This window comes from Streptococcus sp. OMI750 (assembly GCF_047463895.1).
In the GTDB taxonomy this organism is placed as follows: Bacteria; Bacillota; Bacilli; order Lactobacillales; family Streptococcaceae; genus Streptococcus.
Window position 1 is genome coordinate 173,557 of the sequence record NZ_JASHCZ010000001.1, and the last position, 20,008, is coordinate 193,564.

General features: G+C 41.4%; 17 protein-coding genes. 15 read left to right on the forward strand and 2 right to left on the reverse strand.

The window, feature by feature from the left end; translation table 11 throughout:
• The first annotated feature begins 26 nt into the window (after positions 1-26).
• The 8 genes from QM830_RS00990 (at position 27) to QM830_RS01025 (ending at position 10,252) form a co-directional block, all read left to right on the forward strand.
• Positions 27-1,499, forward strand: coding sequence for a helicase HerA-like domain-containing protein (locus QM830_RS00990; RefSeq protein ID WP_414325190.1), 1,473 nt, complete (start codon positions 27-29; stop codon positions 1,497-1,499).
• 99 nt (positions 1,500-1,598) lie between these two features.
• Entirely contained in the window at positions 1,599-2,657 is a 1,059-nt protein-coding gene (locus QM830_RS00995) for a serine hydrolase (protein WP_414325191.1), read from the forward strand.
• 316 nt (positions 2,658-2,973) lie between these two features.
• Positions 2,974-3,663, forward strand: coding sequence for a Crp/Fnr family transcriptional regulator (locus QM830_RS01000; protein WP_009732526.1), 690 nt, complete (start codon positions 2,974-2,976; stop codon positions 3,661-3,663).
• Between the two features lie 238 nt (positions 3,664-3,901).
• Positions 3,902-5,131: an arginine deiminase gene (gene arcA, locus QM830_RS01005; protein ID WP_006596658.1), complete on the forward strand. Its 1,230-nt coding sequence runs from the start codon at positions 3,902-3,904 to the stop codon at positions 5,129-5,131.
• An 84-nt stretch (positions 5,132-5,215) separates the two neighbouring features.
• Positions 5,216-6,232, forward strand: a complete 1,017-nt coding sequence (argF, locus tag QM830_RS01010) for an ornithine carbamoyltransferase (protein ID WP_049472137.1) — start codon at positions 5,216-5,218, stop codon at positions 6,230-6,232.
• Positions 6,233-6,318: 86 nt separating this feature from the next.
• The gene (gene arcC, locus QM830_RS01015; protein WP_414325193.1) at positions 6,319-7,263 is read left to right on the forward strand and encodes a carbamate kinase; all 945 of its coding nucleotides are present in this window, start codon (positions 6,319-6,321) and stop codon (positions 7,261-7,263) included.
• A gap of 125 nt (positions 7,264-7,388) precedes the next feature.
• A complete protein-coding gene (locus tag QM830_RS01020) occupies positions 7,389-8,900 on the forward strand; it encodes a YfcC family protein (RefSeq protein ID WP_414325194.1) in 1,512 nt (503 codons plus the stop codon).
• A gap of 17 nt (positions 8,901-8,917) precedes the next feature.
• Positions 8,918-10,252 carry a dipeptidase gene (locus QM830_RS01025; protein ID WP_414325196.1) on the forward strand — a complete coding sequence of 445 codons (1,335 nt, stop codon included), beginning with the start codon at positions 8,918-8,920 and terminating at the stop codon, positions 10,250-10,252.
• Positions 10,253-10,282: 30 nt separating this feature from the next.
• On the opposite strand, the gene QM830_RS01030 is transcribed toward QM830_RS01025, so the two are convergent.
• Together QM830_RS01030 and queA are read right to left on the reverse strand one after the other, a co-directional pair.
• Positions 10,283-10,753 carry an arginine repressor gene (locus QM830_RS01030; RefSeq protein WP_009732532.1) on the reverse strand — a complete coding sequence of 157 codons (471 nt, stop codon included), beginning with the start codon at positions 10,751-10,753 and terminating at the stop codon, positions 10,283-10,285.
• 11 nt (positions 10,754-10,764) lie between these two features.
• Positions 10,765-11,793 (reverse strand): tRNA preQ1(34) S-adenosylmethionine ribosyltransferase-isomerase QueA, encoded by a 1,029-nt coding sequence (gene queA, locus QM830_RS01035; protein WP_414325197.1) that lies wholly within the window; start codon positions 11,791-11,793, stop codon positions 10,765-10,767.
• Positions 11,794-12,098: 305 nt separating this feature from the next.
• Here queA and QM830_RS01040 point away from each other — a divergent pair, with 305 nt between their 5' ends.
• From QM830_RS01040 to QM830_RS01070, 7 genes are all read left to right on the forward strand, one after another.
• Entirely contained in the window at positions 12,099-12,806 is a 708-nt protein-coding gene (locus QM830_RS01040; RefSeq protein ID WP_414325198.1) for a glucosamine-6-phosphate deaminase, read from the forward strand.
• Between the two features lie 176 nt (positions 12,807-12,982).
• Positions 12,983-14,329 (forward strand): DUF1958 domain-containing protein, encoded by a 1,347-nt coding sequence (locus QM830_RS01045; RefSeq protein ID WP_414325200.1) that lies wholly within the window; start codon positions 12,983-12,985, stop codon positions 14,327-14,329.
• Positions 14,330-14,400: 71 nt separating this feature from the next.
• Entirely contained in the window at positions 14,401-15,573 is a 1,173-nt protein-coding gene (locus tag QM830_RS01050) for an MFS transporter (RefSeq protein WP_414325201.1), read from the forward strand.
• A gap of 165 nt (positions 15,574-15,738) precedes the next feature.
• Positions 15,739-16,320: a hypothetical protein gene (locus QM830_RS01055; protein WP_414325202.1), complete on the forward strand. Its 582-nt coding sequence runs from the start codon at positions 15,739-15,741 to the stop codon at positions 16,318-16,320.
• Positions 16,321-16,394: 74 nt separating this feature from the next.
• Positions 16,395-17,345: a competence protein CoiA family protein gene (locus QM830_RS01060; protein ID WP_414325780.1), complete on the forward strand. Its 951-nt coding sequence runs from the start codon at positions 16,395-16,397 to the stop codon at positions 17,343-17,345.
• A 72-nt stretch (positions 17,346-17,417) separates the two neighbouring features.
• Positions 17,418-19,220 (forward strand): oligoendopeptidase F, encoded by a 1,803-nt coding sequence (gene pepF / locus QM830_RS01065; RefSeq protein WP_414325203.1) that lies wholly within the window; start codon positions 17,418-17,420, stop codon positions 19,218-19,220.
• Position 19,221: 1 nt separating this feature from the next.
• A complete protein-coding gene (locus tag QM830_RS01070) occupies positions 19,222-19,941 on the forward strand; it encodes an O-methyltransferase (protein ID WP_414325204.1) in 720 nt (239 codons plus the stop codon).
• Positions 19,942-20,008 lie beyond the last annotated feature (67 nt).

The window sequence follows — 20,008 nt, forward strand, 5'->3', positions numbered from 1 at the left end:
AAATTGAAAGTTCAGGGAGAAGTGAAATGACTAGTATCACCATTACCAAAGGAGCAGTTGATACCCCCATCTATTTACGGATGTTGAATCGCCATGGTTTGATTGCAGGAGCGACAGGGACAGGAAAAACAGTTACCCTTAAAGTCTTAACGGAAAAATTAAGCAAGGAAGGCATTCCGGTCTTTCTTGCAGATATCAAGGGAGATTTATCTGGCTTAGCAAAAGCAGGTCAATGGACTCCCAAGCTGGAAGAACGCTACAAACTTTTAGGAATTACAGATCCTTTTGAGCCACAAGCTTTCCCTGTTCGATTGTGGGATGTCTTTGGTCAAGCAGGTCACCCAGTTCGTGCGACAGTTGAGGGGATGGGTTCCTTGTTGCTTTCTCGCCTACTTGATTTGAATGAAACCCAGACAGGAATTCTAGCCATTGTCTTTAAATTGGCTCAAGAGAAAAATTGGCCCTTGATTGATTTGAAAGATCTACAGAGCCTGTTAAAGGAAGTCTATGAACACAGCTCGGAATACTCTGCCCAGTACGGCAATATTACCAAACAGTCTGTTGGAGCCATTCAAAGAAGTTTGTTGGTACTGGAAGAAGAAGGAGCAGATCAGTTTTTCGGTGAGCCGGCTCTAGATTTAAGTGACTTCATGCAACTAGATACTTCTGGTCGTGGCTATATCAATATTCTTTCAGCTACCAAGCTCTTTCATTCACCAAAATTGTACTCGACCTTTTTAATTTGGATGTTATCACGCCTCTTTGAAACCCTTCCTGAGGTCGGTGATCCAGAAAAACCAAAATTGGTTTTCTTCTTTGACGAGGCGCATCTCCTCTTTAAGGATGCTAGCAAGCTTTTTCTTGAGAAGGTCGAGCAAGTCGTGCGTTTGATTCGTTCTAAGGGGGTAGGGATTTACTTTATTACTCAAAATCCTCAAGACCTGCCAGAGTCTGTTTTGGCACAACTTGGGAATCGGGTTCAGCATGCTCTTCGGGCCTATACTCCGAAAGAAATGAAGGCCATTAAGGTAGCTGCCCAAAGTTTTCGTCCCAATCCAAACTTTGATACGGAAACGGTGATTACAGAATTAGGGACAGGGGAAGCTTTAGTCTCTTTCTTAAATGAAAAGGGGCAACCGAGTGTTGTGGAACGTTCCTATATTCTTTCTCCTCAATCGAGTTTTGATCTCTTAAATGAAAGTGAGCAGTTGGCCTTGATTACAACGTCGCCTTTCCATCAGAAATATGCAACGCCGATTGATCGAGAATCCGCTTATGAAAAATTAGCAGAGAAAGCAAACAAGGAAGCCCAAGAAGAAGAAAGAAAAGAAGCCGCAAAAGAACAGGCTGCGGCGGAGAAGGCAGCTCAAAAAGGTAGCCCAGGTCGTCCTCGAAAATCGAGTCTTGAAAAAGCAAAGGATTCCTTCCTTAGTTCTTTATTCCGGACCATTGCGCGTGAGATCGCTAAGCTGATTATGGGCTCCTTTAAAAGGAAATAACCCCTATTAGCAGAAGAAAAAAACTTTTTAGAAAGAAACCGTTTTCTCTTTCTGATAATTCTTGTTATTTTCAATAGAATCTTTTATAATTAATCTCGTATGAAAAAATATTTTAATCTACGCTCGATCATGATTGCGATCGGTATCCTTTTGTGTATAGGGGGAACCAGTGCACTAGGCTACTTGCATCTTACGCAACCAACAGCATCAGCTATTGAAAAAAAAGCAAAGAAAACAAAAAAACCAGATATAGAAAAGTCAACTCCTCAGACCAAGAAACCGCGTGTCAAATCTCCAGAAGCTAAGCAAGCGGTAGTGGATGCAGATATGGAAACGATGACTGCATTTGGACTGGTTTATGATTATGCCAATAAAGGTTTGGTAGAGGTTGTTCAAGATTTCCTAGCAGAAAGCGGAATTGACCCGTCACAAATCGCCTTCACCTATCGCAATGCCATTACAGGCGAGCAGTTTGCCATGAATGATCTCCAACCGATGACGGCAGGGAGTACCTATAAGTTACCATTAAATATGCTAGTGGTAGATGAGGTTGCAAAAGGCAAGCTTAATTTAACGGATCGGTTTGACATCACCAATACCTACTATGAATATGTAGGGGAACATGACAATTATGTAGCCGCCTTTGATGGTGCTATGTCTATCCCTGATATGCAGCGGTATTCATTGGTTTATTCAGAAAATACCCCAGCTTATGCCTTAGCTGATCGTTTGGGTGGTATGGAGCAAGTACGTAAGTTATTCAGTCGCTATGGTCAATCCCGTTCACCGGAAGTGAAGACTTTTAGTGAAAATAACAAAACAACAACGGACTACTATATTCATGTATTGGAATATCTATGGAACCATCAAGAAAGATATGCAGATTTGCTAGAATTGATTGGGGAGTCTTTCCCAGATGAGTACTATAAGAAGTTCTTACCGGATTTGGTTATTCAGCAAAAACCAGGTTATGTCGCTGAAGCTTTAAATGTGGATGCTATTGTCCATGAGTCGACTCCTTATTTGATTGCCATCTATACTGCAGGTCTCGGAGGAACAACTCCGGAAAGTTCTGAGATCAGTGGTTACGGTCTTTATCAACTAGGTCAATTGGCCTATGTCATCAATGAATGGCATCGTGTCAATATGAATGAATAAAATCATTGAGAGAGAGTGGGACAGAAATCGGTAATTCGTTAGAATTCGATTTCGTCGTCCCACCTCCGCACAGTTGAGTAGGGCTGTAAAAGCTGATGAAATCAGTGTAATAGAGCCCACTCAACCACTGCGTCTTGCTCGACAATCCAAAAATAATTGAGATGCTAGGACTTTTGTCCCAGCCTCTTTTAGTTTATATAAAAAAGAGTAAATTAACTTGGTATTTCTTACTAGTTTTCTGATAACAGTGGGCTTCTTCTACCTATCTATCAAAAAGTATGTTATACTAATATTAGAAATAAGAGGGAGTATAGACATGATTACAAAAGATGATTACCAGTTGCTTCGCTCGCATCCAGCTTTTTCTGCGATACCAGTGGAGCTATTTGATAAATTAGCTGTTGAAATTCATGCCAGGGATATCCCAAAAGGACAAATTCTATTTTTTGCAGGAGATAAGCGAGATCGTATTTTTCTTCTTGAAAAAGGCTTTGCTCGCATTGAGCAATTCGATTCAGCGGATCAATTCTCCTATATGGATTATATAAAGAAGGGGGCCATGTTCCCTTATGGTGGGATGTTCCAGGATGAGCGCTATCACTATACAGCCAGTGCAGTAACAGACTTGCGTTGTTTCGTCATCCCTGTTAATCTCTATGAATTGTATGCCCAAGAGAGCAAGGAGCAGTTGCTCTTTATTACGAGAAAGCTCTCCTCTATTTTAAAATTTCAGGAGTTACGGCTGCGCAATGTTGTAACAGCCAGTGCCAGTGAGCGTGTCATTCAATCGTTAGCGATTCTTTGCAAGGATTATGAAGCCCTTGGGAATCAGCTCCCATTTCCAATCAGCATGAAGGAAATGGCCAAGTTGGCCGCAACAACACGAGAAACGGTTAATCAAGTTTTAAAGAAATTAATGGATTCTCAAAAGATACAGTATGAGAGAAAGCAATTAAGATTTATAGACAGCAGCTACTTTTTAAAGAGTTTTGAAGAGATCGACTAATAGTTGATCTTTTTTTAATTTTACAAAAAAATATATATTCATAAAAATAATATTAAGGATAAAATATGCAAAGAAAACGCTTCATATTAACTAAAATATAAGAATCATTCAAAAAAATGCCAAATTCTTTGCTTTTGGAAAGTAGAATCCTTTGTGAAAACGGTACCAACTGGTGATAAAATAAAACCTGTAAACGGGATTAGGTAACACTAAACCGCAAGAAAAAGGAGGACTATAGATGTCTACACACCCAATTCATGTTTTCTCAGAAATTGGAAAACTGAAAAAAGTTTGTTTGCACCGTCCAGGTAAAGAGTTGGAAAACTTGATGCCTGACTATCTTGAACGTCTTCTTTTTGATGATATTCCATTCTTGGAAGATGCTCAAAAAGAACACGATGCATTTGCTGAAGCACTTCGTAACGAAGGTATCGAAGTACTTTATCTTGAACAGTTAGCTGCTGAGTCATTGACTTCTCCAGAAATTCGCGATCAGTTCATCGAAGAATACCTTGAAGAAGCGAACATTCGTGGACGCCAAACAAAAATTGCGATCCGTGAATTGCTTCACAGCATTGAAGACAACCAAGAATTGGTTGAAAAAACAATGGCAGGGGTTCAAAAAGCTGAACTTCCAGAAATTCCTGAAGAAGCAAAAGGATTGACAGACCTTGTTGAATCTGACTATCCATTTGCTATCGACCCAATGCCAAACTTGTACTTCACTCGTGACCCATTTGCGACAATTGGTAATGCAGTATCATTGAACCACATGTACGCAGATACACGTAACCGTGAAACTTTGTATGGTAAATACATCTTCAAATACCACCCAGTTTACGGTGGAAAAGTTGAACTTGTCTACAACCGTGAAGAAGATACTCGTATCGAAGGTGGAGATGAGTTGGTCCTTTCTAAAGATGTATTGGCAGTTGGTATCTCACAACGTACAGATGCTGCATCAATCGAAAAATTGTTGGTAAACATCTTCAAGAAGAACGTTGGCTTCAAAAAAGTATTGGCCTTCGAATTTGCTAACAACCGTAAATTCATGCACTTGGATACAGTATTCACAATGGTGGACTACGATAAATTCACAATCCACCCAGAAATCCAAGGTAACCTTCGCGTCTTCTCTGTAACTTACGAAAACGAACAATTGAAGATCGTTGAAGAAAAAGGTGATTTGGCTGAATTGCTTGCTGAAAACCTTGGTGTTGAAAAAGTTACTTTGATTCCATGTGGAGATGGCAACATCGTTGCTGCTGCGCGTGAACAATGGAACGACGGATCAAATACTCTTACAATCGCACCAGGTGTGGTAGTCGTATACGACCGTAACACTGTTACCAACAAGAAATTAGAAGAATACGGCCTTCGTTTGATCAAGATCCGCGGAAGTGAATTGGTTCGCGGTCGTGGTGGACCTCGTTGTATGTCAATGCCGTTTGAACGTGAAGAAATCTAATGTAGGAAATCGCGAGCTGGTCTTAGTGTATCAGCTCAGCCTTCTTACTCATCAATACTAGAAAGAAAATAGGAGACAATTAGAATGACAAATTCAGTGTTCCAAGGACGTAGCTTCTTGGCAGAAAAAGACTTTACACGTGCTGAGTTAGAATACCTTATCGGACTTTCAGCTCACTTGAAAGACCTTAAAAAACGCAACATCCAACACCACTACCTAGCTGGTAAAAACATTGCGCTTTTGTTTGAAAAAACTTCAACTCGTACTCGTGCTGCCTTCACTACTGCAGCCATCGACCTTGGTGCTCACCCAGAATACCTTGGTGCAAACGACATCCAACTTGGTAAAAAAGAATCTACAGAAGATACTGCAAAAGTTCTTGGACGTATGTTTGACGGTATTGAATTCCGTGGTTTCAGCCAACGTATGGTTGAAGAATTGGCTGAATTCTCAGGTGTTCCAGTATGGAATGGTTTGACTGATGAATGGCACCCAACACAAATGCTTGCAGACTACTTGACTGTTCAAGAAAACTTTGGACGCCTTGAAGGTTTGACACTTGTGTACTGTGGTGACGGACGTAACAACGTTGCAAACAGCCTTCTTGTAACAGGTGCTATCCTTGGTGTGAACGTACACATCTTCTCACCAAAAGAACTCTTCCCAGAACAAGAAATTGTTGAATTGGCAGAAGGATTCGCAAAAGAAAGTGGCGCTCATATCTTGATCACTGAAGATGCTGACGAAGCTGTGAAAGGTGCAGATGTACTTTACACTGACGTTTGGGTATCTATGGGTGAAGAAGACAAATTTGCAGAACGCGTTGCCCTTTTGAAACCTTACCAAGTAAACATGGAATTGGTTAAGAAAGCTGATAACGAAGACTTGATCTTCTTGCACTGCTTGCCAGCTTTCCACGACACAAACACTGTTTATGGTAAAGATGTTGCTGAAAAATTCGGCGTAGAAGAAATGGAAGTTACTGACGAAGTGTTCCGCAGCAAATATGCTCGTCACTTTGACCAAGCTGAAAACCGTATGCACACCATCAAAGCGGTGATGGCAGCTACTCTTGGTAACTTGTACATTCCAAAAGTTTAAGACTTTTATAACCGTATACCAACAGCTATAGGGGCTGGACTGCTAGCTTTAGTCCTGCCCCTATTTTTTATAGAAAGGGAAAACCTATGTCAAGAAAAATCGTCGTTGCTTTGGGAGGAAACGCCATCCTTTCATCTGATCCTTCTGCAAAAGCTCAACAAGAAGCACTTGTAGAAACAGCAAAACACTTAGTAAAATTAATCAAAAATGGGGATGACTTGATCATCACTCACGGAAATGGTCCTCAAGTAGGAAACCTCTTGCTCCAACACTTGGCAGCAAACTCTGAAAAGAACCCAGCTTTCCCATTGGATTCATTAGTTGCTATGACCGAAGGAAGCATTGGCTACTGGCTTCAAAATGCTCTTCAAAATGCTCTTCTTGAAGAAGGAATTGAAAAAGACGTGGCTTCAGTTGTAACACAAGTCGTTGTGGATCAGAACGACCCAGCCTTCGTTAACCTCAGCAAACCAATCGGTCCATTCTACTCAGAAGAAGAAGCGAAAGCAGAAGCTGAAAAATCTGGAGCAACCTTCAAAGAAGATGCTGGTCGTGGCTGGCGTAAAGTTGTGGCTTCACCAAAACCAGTGGATATCAAAGAAATTAATACTATCCGTACCTTGTTGAACGACGGTCAAGTCGTTGTCGCTGCTGGAGGTGGCGGTATCCCAGTTGTGAAAGAAGCAAATGGTAGCTTGACTGGTGTTGAAGCCGTTATCGATAAAGACTTTGCATCTCAACGTTTGGCTGAATTAGTAGAAGCAGACCTCTTCATCGTTTTGACCGGTGTAGACTATGTCTTTGTAAACTACAACAAACCAGACCAAGAAAAATTGGAACATGTGAATGTCGCTCAATTGGAAGAGTACATCAAACAAGATCAATTTGCACCAGGAAGCATGCTTCCTAAAGTAGAAGCTGCCATCGCTTTTGTAAACGGTCGTCCAGAAGGAAAAGCAGTCATCACTTCACTTGAAAACCTTGGTGCTTTGATTGAGTCTGAAAGCGGAACAATCATCCAAAAAGACTAATGAAAGATTAGGAAAAAACTAGTATTTTAAAGCTTATTGTGATAGAATAAACCTATAGGTAAGCGTTTTACAAGGGAAACCTTGTAAGATATCACTCACACTTTGTTGCGTTAGGAGGAAGACAAATGAGTGAAAAAAAGAAAAAAGGATTTAAGATGCCTTCATCTTTTTCCGTGTTGTTAATCATCATTGCCATTATGGCAGTGTTAACTTGGATTATTCCAGCTGGTCAATACAAGGTTGACGATGGTGGTGCCATCATCGCAGGTAGTTATGAAGCTGTGAAACAAAATCCTCAAGGGATTTGGGACGTCTTGATGGCCCCAATCAATGCCATGCTTGGTAAAGCACCAACCAGTGCAGCGATTGACGTAGCCTTCTTTATCTTGATGGTCGGTGGTTTCCTTGGTGTTGTGAACGAAACAGGTACCCTTGATGTAGGGATTGCTTCAATTGTTCGCAAATACAAAGGCCGCGAAAAAATGTTGATTTTGATCTTGATGCCATTGTTTGCCCTTGGTGGGACAACTTATGGTATGGGTGAAGAAACCATGGCCTTCTATCCACTTCTTGTACCTGTTATGATGTCCGTTGGTTTTGACAGCTTGACAGGGGTAGCTATTATCCTCTTAGGATCACAAATCGGATGTTTGGCCTCAACCTTGAACCCATTTGCGACAGTTATCGCTTCTGATACTGCAGGTATCTCAAGTGCCTCTGGTCTCTTACTTCGTGTGATCTTCTGGATCGTTTTGACAGGACTTAGCACATATTACGTATACCGTTATGCAGACAAGGTTCAAAAAGATCCAACCAAATCTCTCACCTATGCAACTCGTGAAGAAGATTTGAAACACTTCAACGTTGATAGTGGTGAAGAAATTCCTTCACAAATGAACAAGAAACAAAAACGTGTCTTGCTCGTCTTCATTTCAACATTCGTCATCATGGTTGCTGGATTTATCCCATTCAAAGATTTGGGTATTACATTCTTTGACAGCTTTAACGAATCTCTCCATAAAGTTCCTTACCTTGGTCAATTGATCGGTAATACAGATGCTCTTGGTACTTGGTACTTCCCTCAAACAGCTATGCTCTTTGCCTTCATGGGAATCCTTGTTGGTATCATTTATGGCTTGAAAGAAGATAAAATTATTTCATCCTTTATGAATGGTGCAGCTGACCTCTTGAGTGTTGCGCTTATCGTAGCAGTAGCACGTGGTATCCAAGTCATCATGAATGACGGTATGATCACTGCGACAATTCTTCACTGGGGTGAAGAAGGACTGAAAGGTCTCTCATCTCAATTGTTTATTGTTTTGACTTACATTTTCTACTTGCCAATGTCATTCTTGATCCCATCATCATCTGGTCTTGCCAGCGCGACAATGGGTATCATGGCACCTCTTGGTAAATTCGTCAATGTACCAGGTAGCTTGATTGTTACAGCTTACCAATCTGCATCTGGTGTCTTGAACTTGATCGCACCAACTTCAGGTATCGTAATGGGAGCTCTTGCTCTTGGACGTGTTGACTTGAGTGCATGGTGGAAATTCATGGGTAAATTGGTCGTAGCAATTGTTGTGATTACTATTGCCCTTCTTCTACTAGGAACTGTGGTTCCATTCTTGCAATAGAATAAAGTAGGTGTTTCATGAAAAAAAGAATTAAGGACGATGTAAAAGAGCAGTTTTTAAACTCGCTTCAAACCATCATTTCTTATCCTTCTGTATTAAATGAAAGGGAAAATGGAACACCGTTTGGACAAGCTATCCAAGATGTCCTAGAAAAAACCTTAGAGCTTGCTCGAGAATTAGGTTTTCAAACCTATATAGATCCTGAAGGATACTATGGATATGCAGAGATCGGTCAGGGGGAAGAACTCCTGGCCGTTCTTTGTCACTTGGATGTTGTTCCAGCCGGTGATTTAGAAGATTGGCAAACGCCACCTTTTGAAGCGACCATTGTCGGTGATTATTTAGTAGGCCGAGGGGTACAGGATGATAAGGGGCCATCCCTTGCTGCCCTCTATGCTGTCAAGAGTTTGTTGGATGATGGCATCCAGTTTACCAAACGGATTCGTTTTATCTTTGGAACAGATGAGGAAACCTTATGGCGCTGTATGAACCGCTACAATCAAATGGAAGAACAAGCAGATCTTGGCTTTGCACCGGATTCCTCTTTCCCTTTAACCTATGCTGAAAAAGGTTTGTTACAAGTGAAATTGCATGGTCCAGGTTGGGATGATCTTCTCTTACAGGCTGGTCAAGCTCTCAACGTAGTTCCAGATAAAGCAACTTATGCTGGTCATCGTTTGGAAGAATTGCTCCCTGTTTTGGATCAAAGTGGGGTTCAGTATAGCCAAACAGAAAATTCTGTAACGGTTATGGGTGTGTCCAAGCATTCTAAAGATGCAGCTGAAGGAGTCAATGCCATTGTCGGTTTAGCGGAAAGTCTTTCTCTGATTCAGCCTCATCCAGCCTTGCTTTTCATCGCAGATGCCGTTGGGGAAGACGCGACAGGAGCAGCTCTCTTCGGTGAAATCAAAGATGAACCAAGTGGCGATCTTTCCTTCAACCTTGCGACCCTTGTAATTGATCAAGAGCAATCCGAAATCGGGATTGATATTCGAATTCCAGTTTTAGCAGACAAGGAAGCTTTAGTGGCTCGTCTGCAAGAAATTGCGGCAAGCTATCAGTTGGAGTATGAAGAATTTGACTATTTGGCTCCATTATATGTGCCGTTAGATAGTCCTTTAGTCAGCTCTTTGATGGCTGTATATCAGGAAGAAACTGGGGATAGGACGCCAGCCATGTCTTCGGGTGGTGCGACATTTGCGCGGACCATGGAAAACTGTGTCGCTTTTGGCGCTCTTTTCCCAGGTGCAGAACAGACCGAGCACCAGGCCAATGAACGAGCAAAGATTGACGATCTCTATGCTGCAATGGAAATCTATCGAGAAGCGATTCAGAGCTTAGCGACAAGATAAAAAAGTTTGGAAACTTGCTTTCCAAACTTTTTATTTACTAAAGAAGAAGGGTGGGGTGAATTCTTTTAATTTTTCAAAGCAATCCAAAGCTCCTTGGTTGTCTTCGCAGATGACCAAACAGACATCATCCCCACAGATGGTAGCTACGATTTGATCCAGTTCCAGTGCATCTAAGATAGCTCCAAAGGATTGAGCGAGTCCTGGAAGAGTTTTTACAACGACCTGGTTTTGAACGGGCCGCAACATGACTAAGGCATCTTCCATATACATCCGCAGGCGCTTTTCCCAGCGGGAAGGAGCGATAGTGTTCATAGCATAGTAAGAACTATCTCCTTCGTTTATCTTTACTAGGTTCAAGGATTTGACATCCCGTGAAAGGGTGGACTGGGTAACGAGAACACCATTGGCTTCTAAGGCTTCTTGAAGTTCTTGTTGGGTATGAATCCTACGCTCAGAAATGATAGAGCGGATCAAGCGGTGGCGGCTTTCAATTTTATTCATGAGAGACTCCTTTACTTGATGAACATAGCATCCCCAAAACTGAAGAAGCGGTAGCGTTCTTGAATAGCATGGTGGTATGCCTCAAGGGTTAATTCACGGCCAGCAAAGGCAGAAACCAACATGACCAGAGTTGATTTTGGAAGGTGGAAGTTGGTTGAAAAGGCATCGACGACTTTCCATTCATAACCTGGTTTGATAAAGATATTGGTCCAGCCTGAATCGGCTTGGATGTCTCCTTCAAATTTATTGCCAATCGTTTCAAGGGTTCGAATAGAAGTCGTTCCAACAGCTATGATGCGTTTCCCTGCAGCTTTTACCTGACAAAGGGTCGCAGCAGCCTCTTCAGAAAGTTGGTAAAATTCAGAGTGCATCTCATGGTCTTCAAGATTGTCCACAGATACTGGACGGAAGGTTCCTAGGCCCACATGAAGGGTCAAATAGACCAGGTGAACCCCTTTGGCTTCGATCTTTTGGAGTAATTCTTGGGTGAAATGAAGACCTGCCGTTGGGGCTGCAGCAGAACCGTTTTCTTTAGCATAAACGGTTTGGTAGCGTTCGCGGTCAGCCAGCTTTTCATGGATATAGGGAGGAAGTGGCATTTCACCAAGACTTTCCAAGACCTCTAAAAAGATGCCTTGATAGTGGAAGCGAACGATACGGCCTCCGTGTTCCAATTCTTCCTCGACAGTGGCAGTCAATCGACCATCTCCGAAGCTTACGGAAGCGCCTACTTTTAATCGTTTAGCAGGCTTTGCTAAGACTTCCCAACAGTCATCTTGCGTATTTTTGAGGAGAAGGAATTCGACGTGACCTCCGGTTTCAGGCTTGATGCCGTGGAGACGTGCAGGAAGTACACGCGTATTGTTCATGACGAGAGCATCTCCCGCTTCCAACTCATCCAAAATTGCATCAAAATGACGATCTTGGAATTGACCCGTTTTTCGATCGAGGATCAAGAGTTTTGAGGCGTCTCGTTTTTCAAGAGGGGTTTGGGCAATCAGTTCTTCAGGCAAATCAAAATCAAAATCGTTTGTGTTCATTTGCGCTCCTTTTACAGTAAATTTGTGAGTAGATAGATGGTTGTTCCGATAGCCAAGAGCATCAGACAAGTTCCTATCAATATGATCAGGACCTTGAGAATTTTCCTTTGGTGAATCAAAAAAGACAAGAGAAAAACAAGGAGTCCGATCAAAAAAATGATGAATAAGTAGGATACAATCATACCTTTCATTATATCACGAATCAAGGTGAAAATGAAAAAATAGAAGAAAAAGACAGCGGTTTCGATTGACAAAAATTGGTCTATACCATATAATATAAGCATAGAGAAATAGGAGGTCATCCAATGAACATTATTGAAGTGAAGGACCAAGTTGAGGGTGGAAAAATTGCCTTTGATCTGTTGAAAGAAAAATTACAAGAAGGTGCTCAAACCTTGGGCTTGGCGACTGGAAGCAGTCCTCTTGAATTTTATAAACAAATTCGTGAAAGTGATTTGGATCTTTCCAGTCTGACCAGTGTCAATTTGGATGAGTATGTAGGGCTAACAGGTGATGACCCTCAGTCTTATCGTTATTTCATGGAAAAAAATCTTTTTGATGCCAAACCATTCAAAGAAAGCTATCTTCCATTAGGTGTGGAGGAAACGGCTGATCAAGAAGTTGAACGCTACAATCAAATCCTCCATGAACATCCAGTGGATCTTCAGATTTTAGGAATTGGACGCAATGGCCATATCGGTTTTAATGAGCCAGGTACTCCTTTTGATAGTCAGACCCACCTAGTCCAGTTGGATGCCTCTACGATTGAAGCCAATTCCCGTTTCTTTGATAAAATCGAAGATGTACCAACTCAGGCGATCTCGATGGGAATTGCCAATATCCTAGCTGCAAAATCGATTGTCTTGTTTGCTTATGGGGAATCAAAGGCCCAAGCAATCAAGGGGACAGTAGAAGGGGAAAAGTCACCTGAAGTGCCAGCTAGTGCCCTTCAAGGACATCCAGATGTGACCATTATTGCCGATAAGGAAGCTTTGAGTTTGTTAAGTTGTTAAAAACAGGACCTATCGCCGATTTATTCGGGTTAGATAGGTTTTTTTCTTCTCAAAAGTATGGTACAATACAAGTAATTATCTGCTGAAATTTCCTCTTTTCAATTACTGGGAGACAAGATGAAAGGAGACGGTTGTTCTAACCTCCAGCGGATTAGTCTGTTGTAAAGGAAAAGTTTATGATAAAAAAATATTTGATCCGTATTTGCCTCCTTCTAAGTATCTTATGCCAGCCAATTCTAGCGAGTGCGGATGAATTGGTGGATATGGCACAAAAGATGTATCCAAATGACAATGTCCAAGCCATTAACCGTCCGCATTCTTCGCTTATTATTGACGGAAATACGGGAAATGTTCTTTGGAAAGACAATATCGATGAAGTCAGGGATCCTGCCAGCATGAGTAAACTCATGACGCTCTATCTCTTGTTTGAAGATATGGCCAATGGCAAGATTAGTAAGGATGCAGTGATCAAGGCAACTGCTTCAGATCAAGCGATCGGTAAGATCTATGAAATCTCCAACAATAATATTGTTGCTGGAGTAGACTATACAATTCCTGAGTTGATTACCATGACAGTGGTTCCATCCTCAAATGTAACGACCCTCATGTTGGCCAATCTTATGTCCAACAATGATCCAGACGCCTTTATTGAGCGCATGAATGCCAAGGCTAAGGAATTGGGCATGACCAATACAGTCTGGAATAACCCAAGCGGGGCTGCCATCTCAACCTTGCAAGGCTACTACCAGGTAAACAATTATCCAAACGATGCGGCCAACCAAACAACGGCGCGTGACTTGGGGATTTTGGTCTATCATTTTATCAATCAATACCCGGATATTTTAAACTACACCAATCAAGCCCAGGTCACGGTTAAAAAAGGGACTCCCTATGAGGAAACCTTTGATACCTACAATTATTCCTTGCCTGGAGCCAAGTATGCTTTAAAAGGTGTGGATGGTTTGAAAACTGGTTCAAGCCCTCGTGGTGCCTTCAACTATATTGCAACCATCAAACGGGGCAATCAGCGTTTAATTGCTGTCATTATGGGGGTAGGAGATTGGGCAGACCAGGATGGGGAATACTACCGCCACCCATTTGGGAATGCCTTAATCGAAAAAGCCTATAAAGATTTTGGCTATAAGAAATTGTTGGATGCGGGTGTCCAGCAGATTGATGGCAAGACCTATACACTCAAAAAACCATTCTATGCAACTGTGAAAAAGGGAGCTAAAGAGCCTACCCTAGCAGTAAAAGATGGGTATTTGACAGTGGACAATGATCTCTATACTCTCTCTGAAGATATCCGAGATGATATGAAAGTGGAAGAAGGTTCTAAGCCAGAACTTGTCCAAGAAACGGCAAGTGGGAAAAAAACGTCTACCAAGAAAAGTAATTGGCTTTCAATAGACCATTTCCTGATTTTGATCCCTATTTTTATTCTCCTCATCATTCTCTCGATTGAAAAACAAAGTCGTGAGAGACGCAAAAAAGAGGCTCAAAAGCGCTATAATAAAGAATAGATAGAAACTCAACTGTTGAGCAGTTGAGTTTTGTCATTCTTCCATTACTACTTATTTAGAAAAGGATTCTGATGAAAAAATTCCATAATTCCTATGCGGCTTATATGTTGCTCTACAGTTTTTATTTTATGTCCACTTCCCTCTTTACGACATTGATTTCTGTTTATTTGATGGGGAAGCACTATAGTGCTACTCAAGTGTCGACCTTGGTATCGGTTGCTTTTTTCTTATCGATGATAGCTCAACCTTTTTTTGGCTATATCAATGAGCGATTTGGAATCGTAAAAATGACGACCTTCAGTTTGAGTCTCATTATCGGTGGTGTCTTTGGTTTTCTTTGGGCTCCCAATCTCTTTTGGCTGACTGTCTTTTATGGACTTGTGCTAGTTTGTTTAAATGGGACAGCTCCTATGATGGAGATTTTTGCGACGCAAAGTCCCTATGCGTTTGGGAAGATTCGTGTTTGGGGAACTATTGGTTACTCAGTTGGTGTCCAAATAGCCGGTTGGGTTTATCATCAGTTTAGTCCCCAAGCGGTTTATTACACGGTCTTGCTAACTATTGTTCTAAGCCTCTTCTGCTTAAGTGCCGTTCGAATGAAGACAAGTAAAAAAAGGGAAGAAAAGATGAAAGAGCCGGTATCTATCCGTCCTCTCCTAAATAATAGACCCTATCTTTTCTTTATCATTTTGATTGGTCTGGCTTCAGGAGTTGGAAATATCGGTCATACCTATATTCCTGAATTGCTGATGGATAGCGGTCTACCCGTTCAGCTTGCGTCAACAGTAGTAGCTCTTTCGGTCGTGGTAGAAGCTCCCTTGATTTTTTTCTCCGATCGGTTTATGGATCACTGGTCTCTACGAGTTTTGATCGCTCTTCCAATCGGGATTCTCTTTGCTCAATATGCCGTCTACGCGCTACCCAGTCCGGTCTTCTTAAAAGTAGTCCTGACACTTTTGTCCAAGCATACGACTGGTATGGTTTTAATTATGGTATCTTTACGCTTTATTGCTCAACAGGTGAATGGAAAAGATCAGGTTCTTGCCATGGCCATTGTTCAAGGTGCGAGATATTTGGGGACCATTCTCTTGCAGCCAGTCGCTGCCTTCTGTATTGAAAAAGGAGGCTACCAAGTCATGAGTTTCTTGTTAGCAGGGATTTTAGGAACCGTATTTCTGCTGAGCTTTGCCTTAAAAATGCCCCAAGGGAAGGTTCAGAGTCTTTTTAGTGGAACTGTAGAATAGATAAATCGATGCCATAGTATGATTCGATCTCGAAGAGTTGGATAAAACACTGGTTTTAGAGTGTTCTATCCAACTCTTTTTGAGAATATCAAGAACTAGTAATTAATTTGACAATCAAAGTATCTGGTGTTAGAATGAAGTAAAAAAAATAAAGGAGACCATTTTATGAAGAAAATGATCTTATTGACAGCTGCTCTTTTGACGCTTGTTTCACTAGCTGCTTGTTCAAACAAGCAAGAAACAAAGAAGGAAACTTCTAATAGTCAATCAACTACAAAAGTGACCAGCAAATCTGCTAACACTTCAAAAAGTAAGGATACTTCATCAGATTCAGAAAAAGGGTCAACTTCAAGTGTCGTTACAGATGAGGACATCAGTAAGGCAAAAACAGTGGGCGACTTCAAAAAGTTGTATGCAAAATTAATGGATCAGACAGTTTCTCTTACGGAAGAAGCAGGCTCTTCAGTGACAGGTTCCGCAAAAGAGGGTTACGATGCGACTGTTAGTGCTTTGAAGGAACAAATGGAAGGTCAAAAAGAAATCTTCAATGAAGCATTAGAAAGCATTGGATCAGACAGTACGGTCGTTCCTAAAGATGAACGAGAAGGTTTGATTGACAGCTTAAAAGAAGCCCGTGACCAGTTGGAAAGTTCTCGAAAAGAGATGGAAGATTTGAAGAAAGAATTAAGTAAATCTCCTGTTGCAGAAGATGACAGCGATGAATCAGATTCAGATTCAGAAGAATAAGATGAAGAAAAAGGTTGGAAATGTCCAGCCTTTTTCTTATTTTTTTCGAATTATATAAGTAAGGAGATGGGATGATGTTTATTGCTATGGATAAAAATCAAAAGCGTTGGAACTGTATAGAAGAGATACCAGCTGTGACTGAAGGACCCTTCTATTGCTTAGCTTGTCATGGACCAGTGCGACTCAAAAATGGCTCGGTTCTGCGGGCTCATTTTGCTCATGTAGAGTTACAGCATTGTCCCTATCATCACGAAGCGGAGAGCTTGGAACACCTGGAATTAAAAGCCAGCCTTTATGATTGGGCCTCGCGGGAATCTAGAACAGAAGTCGAAAGTTATTTAGCAGATTTTCAGCAAATTGCAGATCTCTTAGTAGTAGATAAGAAGTTAGCTTTGGAAGTTCAGTGCAGTTCCTTATCTTTAGAACGGTTGCAGGAGAGGAGCGATGCTTATCGAGCCCACAGTTATCAGGTTTATTGGTTACTGGGCAAAAAATTGTGGCTTAAGGAAAGATTAAGTAAACTACAAGCTGGTTTTCTTTATTTTAGTCACAATCGAGGGTTTCATCTTTGGGAATTGGATCAAACAAAGAAAGAGCTACGCTTGCAATACCTTATTCATGAGGATTTACGTGGACGTTTACATTATCAAACGGAAATTTTTCCTTTTGGTCAAAGGGACCTGCTTGAAGTCTTGCGAACCCCTTATCTTTCACAACCTATGCAGCAAATGGCCGTCGTGCTGGATCGTACATTTTTAACCTATATCCAGCAACAACTCTTTTACCGTCACCCAAAATGGATGAAGTTACAGGAGCAACTTTATTTGCAGGGACACCATCTAATGGAACTGGGACTGGATTTCTTTTATCCTCTTTGTCGTCCGCTCCGTTCACAAAACTTATTTCAAATTGAAGATAATATAGAAGAATACTACCAGCAATTTATGACTTATTATCAGTTGCAAGGAATCCAAGACGTTCAAATCCTCTATCCTCCTCGTTTTTATGCTCAACAGAAAAGGTAATTTTCTAGAATAGAAATCCTCCCGAAATGTTCATTTTTATGCTAAAATAGTACCATTGGAGGATTAATCGAAATGGTAAAACAACGTAATGAAATTGATGAAAAATACCAATGGGATTTGTCGACAATTTTTGCGACAGATCAAGATTGGGAAGAAGAAGCAGCTAGCTTAGCTACGGATATTAAAGCTGCCAGCCACTATGCTGGTCATTTGTTGGATTCTGCACAAACGCTCTTGGATACAACCAATGCTTATTTGGAATTGAGCCGTCGGTTGGAAAAGGTCTACGTTTACGCCCATATGAAAAATGACCAAGATACACGAGTGGCTAAATACCAAGAATACCAATCAAAAGGGATGTCTCTTTATAGCTTGTTAGGAGAAACCTTTGCCTTCTATGAGCCTGAATTCATGGCCATTACGGATGAGCAGTACCAGGCCTTTGTAAGTGAGGTTCCAGCCTTGGAACAATATGGTCATTATTTTGATCGCTTGCTGGAGAAAAAAGAACACGTCTTGTCTCAAAAAGAAGAGGAATTACTTGCAGGAGCGGGTGAGATCTTTGCAGCTGGTGGAGAAACATTTGAAATCTTGGACAATGCGGATATTGTCTTCCCAACTGTGCATGATGACAAGGGTGAAGAAGTTCAGTTAACACATGGAAACTATATTTCTTTAGTAGAATCAAAAGATCGTTCCGTTCGTAAAGAAGCTTATGAAGGGCTCTACAAGGTCTATGAACAGTACCAACACACCTATGCTAAAACCTTACAAACTAATGTGAAAGTTCATAACTTTAATGCCAAAGTTCGCAAATTCTCATCTGCTCGTGAAGCAGCGCTTTCTGAAAACTTTGTACCAGAAAGTGTTTATGAGAGTTTGGTAGCAGCCGTAAACAAACATTTGCCACTCTTACATCGGTATGTGCAATTGCGCTCAAAAATTCTTGGAATCTCAGACTTGAAAATGTACGATATGTATACCCCATTATCTGATACAGACTACAAGTTTACTTATGAAGAATCATTGGCCAAAGCAGAAGAAGTCTTGGCTGTTTTGGGGGAGGACTATCTTTCTCGTGTGAAACGTGCCTTTAGCGAACGTTGGATTGATGTACATGTCAACCAAGGCAAACGCTCAGGGGCCTATTCAGGCGGCTCTTATGATACCAACGCCTTCATGTTGTTAAACTGGCAAGACACACTGGACAATCTTTTCACCTTGGTGCATGAGACAGGCCACAGTATGCATTCCAGCTATACCCGTGAAACCCAACCTTATGTCTATGGAGACTACTCTATTTTCCTTGCTGAAATTGCCTCTACAACCAATGAAAATATCTTGACAGAACGTCTCCTAGAAGAAGTAGAAGACGATGCAACTCGTTTTGCTATTTTGAATCACTTCTTGGATGGCTTCCGTGGAACGGTCTTCCGTCAAACTCAGTTCGCTGAATTTGAGCATGCCATTCACAAAGCAGACCAAGAAGGTACGGTTTTGACCAGTGAGTTCTTAAACAACCTTTATGCGGAACTGAATGAGAAGTATTACGGTCTTTCAAAAGAAGATAACCCTGAAATCCAATATGAATGGGCTCGGATTCCACACTTCTACTATAATTACTATGTCTTCCAATATTCAACTGGTTTTGCTGCAGCTTCAGCCTTGGCTGAAAAAATCGTTTATGGTACCCAAGAAGACCGTGATAAGTACATCGATTACTTGAAAGCAGGAAACTCTGACTATCCACTCAATGTCATCCGCAAAGCTGGTGTCGATATGGAAAAAGAAGACTATTTGGATGCGGCCTTTGCAGTCTTTGAACGTCGTCTGAACGAATTTGAAGCCCTAGTAGAAAAATTAGGACTCGCATAAAATGGTAGAGTCTTATAGTAAAAATGCCAACCACAATATGCGTCGTCCAGTGGTTAAAGACGAGATCGTTGACTTTATGCGGACCCGTCAAAAGCCGGTAGCTGGTGCCCTGAAGGAATTAGAAGCATTTGCCCGCAAGGAAAATATTCCCATTATCCCGCATGAAACGGTAGCATACTTTAGACTACTCTTGCAAGCTTTACAACCAAAGAAAATCCTTGAAATTGGGACAGCAATTGGATTTTCAGCTCTCTTAATGGCTGAAAATGCTCCCAACGCACAGATAACAACCATTGATCGGAATGAGGAAATGATCGGCTTTGCCAAGGAAAATCTGGCTAAATACGATCAGAGAAAGCAAATCACCTTGCTTGAAGGAGATGCTGTAGATGTCTTACAGGATTTAACAGAGACCTATGACTTTGTCTTTATGGACTCAGCCAAGTCTAAATACATTGTCTTTTTGCCCCGCATCCTCGAACTCCTAGAGGTTGGAGGAATCGTGGTACTGGATGATATTTTCCAAGGGGGAGATGTTGCCAAGGACATCATGGAAGTTCGTCGTGGGCAACGAACCATTTACCGTGGCCTTCAGAACCTCTTTGATGCGACACTCAACCACCCAGATTTGACCGCTAGCTTGGTACCATTGGGGGACGGGATCTTGATGATTCGAAAAAATGCAGAATCAGTCACCTTGCCAGATCCTAGCTCATTTTAGGCAATTTTAAGGTATTCTCTCTAATTTGTGGTAAAATAGAAGAAGTTTAAAAAGGAACGGAGAAATT

Bases quoted from the DNA above. Each gene is read 5' to 3' on its own strand.
- arcA (WP_006596658.1), top strand. From the start codon at position 3,902: ATGTCTACACACCCAATTCATGTTTTCTCAGAAATTGGAAAACTGAAA.
- queA (WP_414325197.1), bottom strand. From the start codon at position 11,793: ATGAACACAAACGATTTTGATTTTGATTTGCCTGAAGAACTGATTGCC.
- QM830_RS01045 (WP_414325200.1), top strand. From the start codon at position 12,983: ATGATAAAAAAATATTTGATCCGTATTTGCCTCCTTCTAAGTATCTTA.
- argF (WP_049472137.1), top strand. From the start codon at position 5,216: ATGACAAATTCAGTGTTCCAAGGACGTAGCTTCTTGGCAGAAAAAGAC.
- QM830_RS01070 (WP_414325204.1), top strand. From the start codon at position 19,222: ATGGTAGAGTCTTATAGTAAAAATGCCAACCACAATATGCGTCGTCCA.
- QM830_RS01040 (WP_414325198.1), top strand. From the start codon at position 12,099: ATGAACATTATTGAAGTGAAGGACCAAGTTGAGGGTGGAAAAATTGCC.
- pepF (WP_414325203.1), top strand. From the start codon at position 17,418: ATGGTAAAACAACGTAATGAAATTGATGAAAAATACCAATGGGATTTG.
- QM830_RS01020 (WP_414325194.1), top strand. From the start codon at position 7,389: ATGAGTGAAAAAAAGAAAAAAGGATTTAAGATGCCTTCATCTTTTTCC.
- QM830_RS00990 (WP_414325190.1), top strand. From the start codon at position 27: ATGACTAGTATCACCATTACCAAAGGAGCAGTTGATACCCCCATCTAT.
- QM830_RS01025 (WP_414325196.1), top strand. From the start codon at position 8,918: ATGAAAAAAAGAATTAAGGACGATGTAAAAGAGCAGTTTTTAAACTCG.
- arcC (WP_414325193.1), top strand. From the start codon at position 6,319: ATGTCAAGAAAAATCGTCGTTGCTTTGGGAGGAAACGCCATCCTTTCA.
- QM830_RS01055 (WP_414325202.1), top strand. From the start codon at position 15,739: ATGAAGAAAATGATCTTATTGACAGCTGCTCTTTTGACGCTTGTTTCA.
- QM830_RS01050 (WP_414325201.1), top strand. From the start codon at position 14,401: ATGAAAAAATTCCATAATTCCTATGCGGCTTATATGTTGCTCTACAGT.
- QM830_RS01030 (WP_009732532.1), bottom strand. From the start codon at position 10,753: ATGAATAAAATTGAAAGCCGCCACCGCTTGATCCGCTCTATCATTTCT.
- QM830_RS01000 (WP_009732526.1), top strand. From the start codon at position 2,974: ATGATTACAAAAGATGATTACCAGTTGCTTCGCTCGCATCCAGCTTTT.
- QM830_RS01060 (WP_414325780.1), top strand. From the start codon at position 16,395: ATGTTTATTGCTATGGATAAAAATCAAAAGCGTTGGAACTGTATAGAA.
- QM830_RS00995 (WP_414325191.1), top strand. From the start codon at position 1,599: ATGAAAAAATATTTTAATCTACGCTCGATCATGATTGCGATCGGTATC.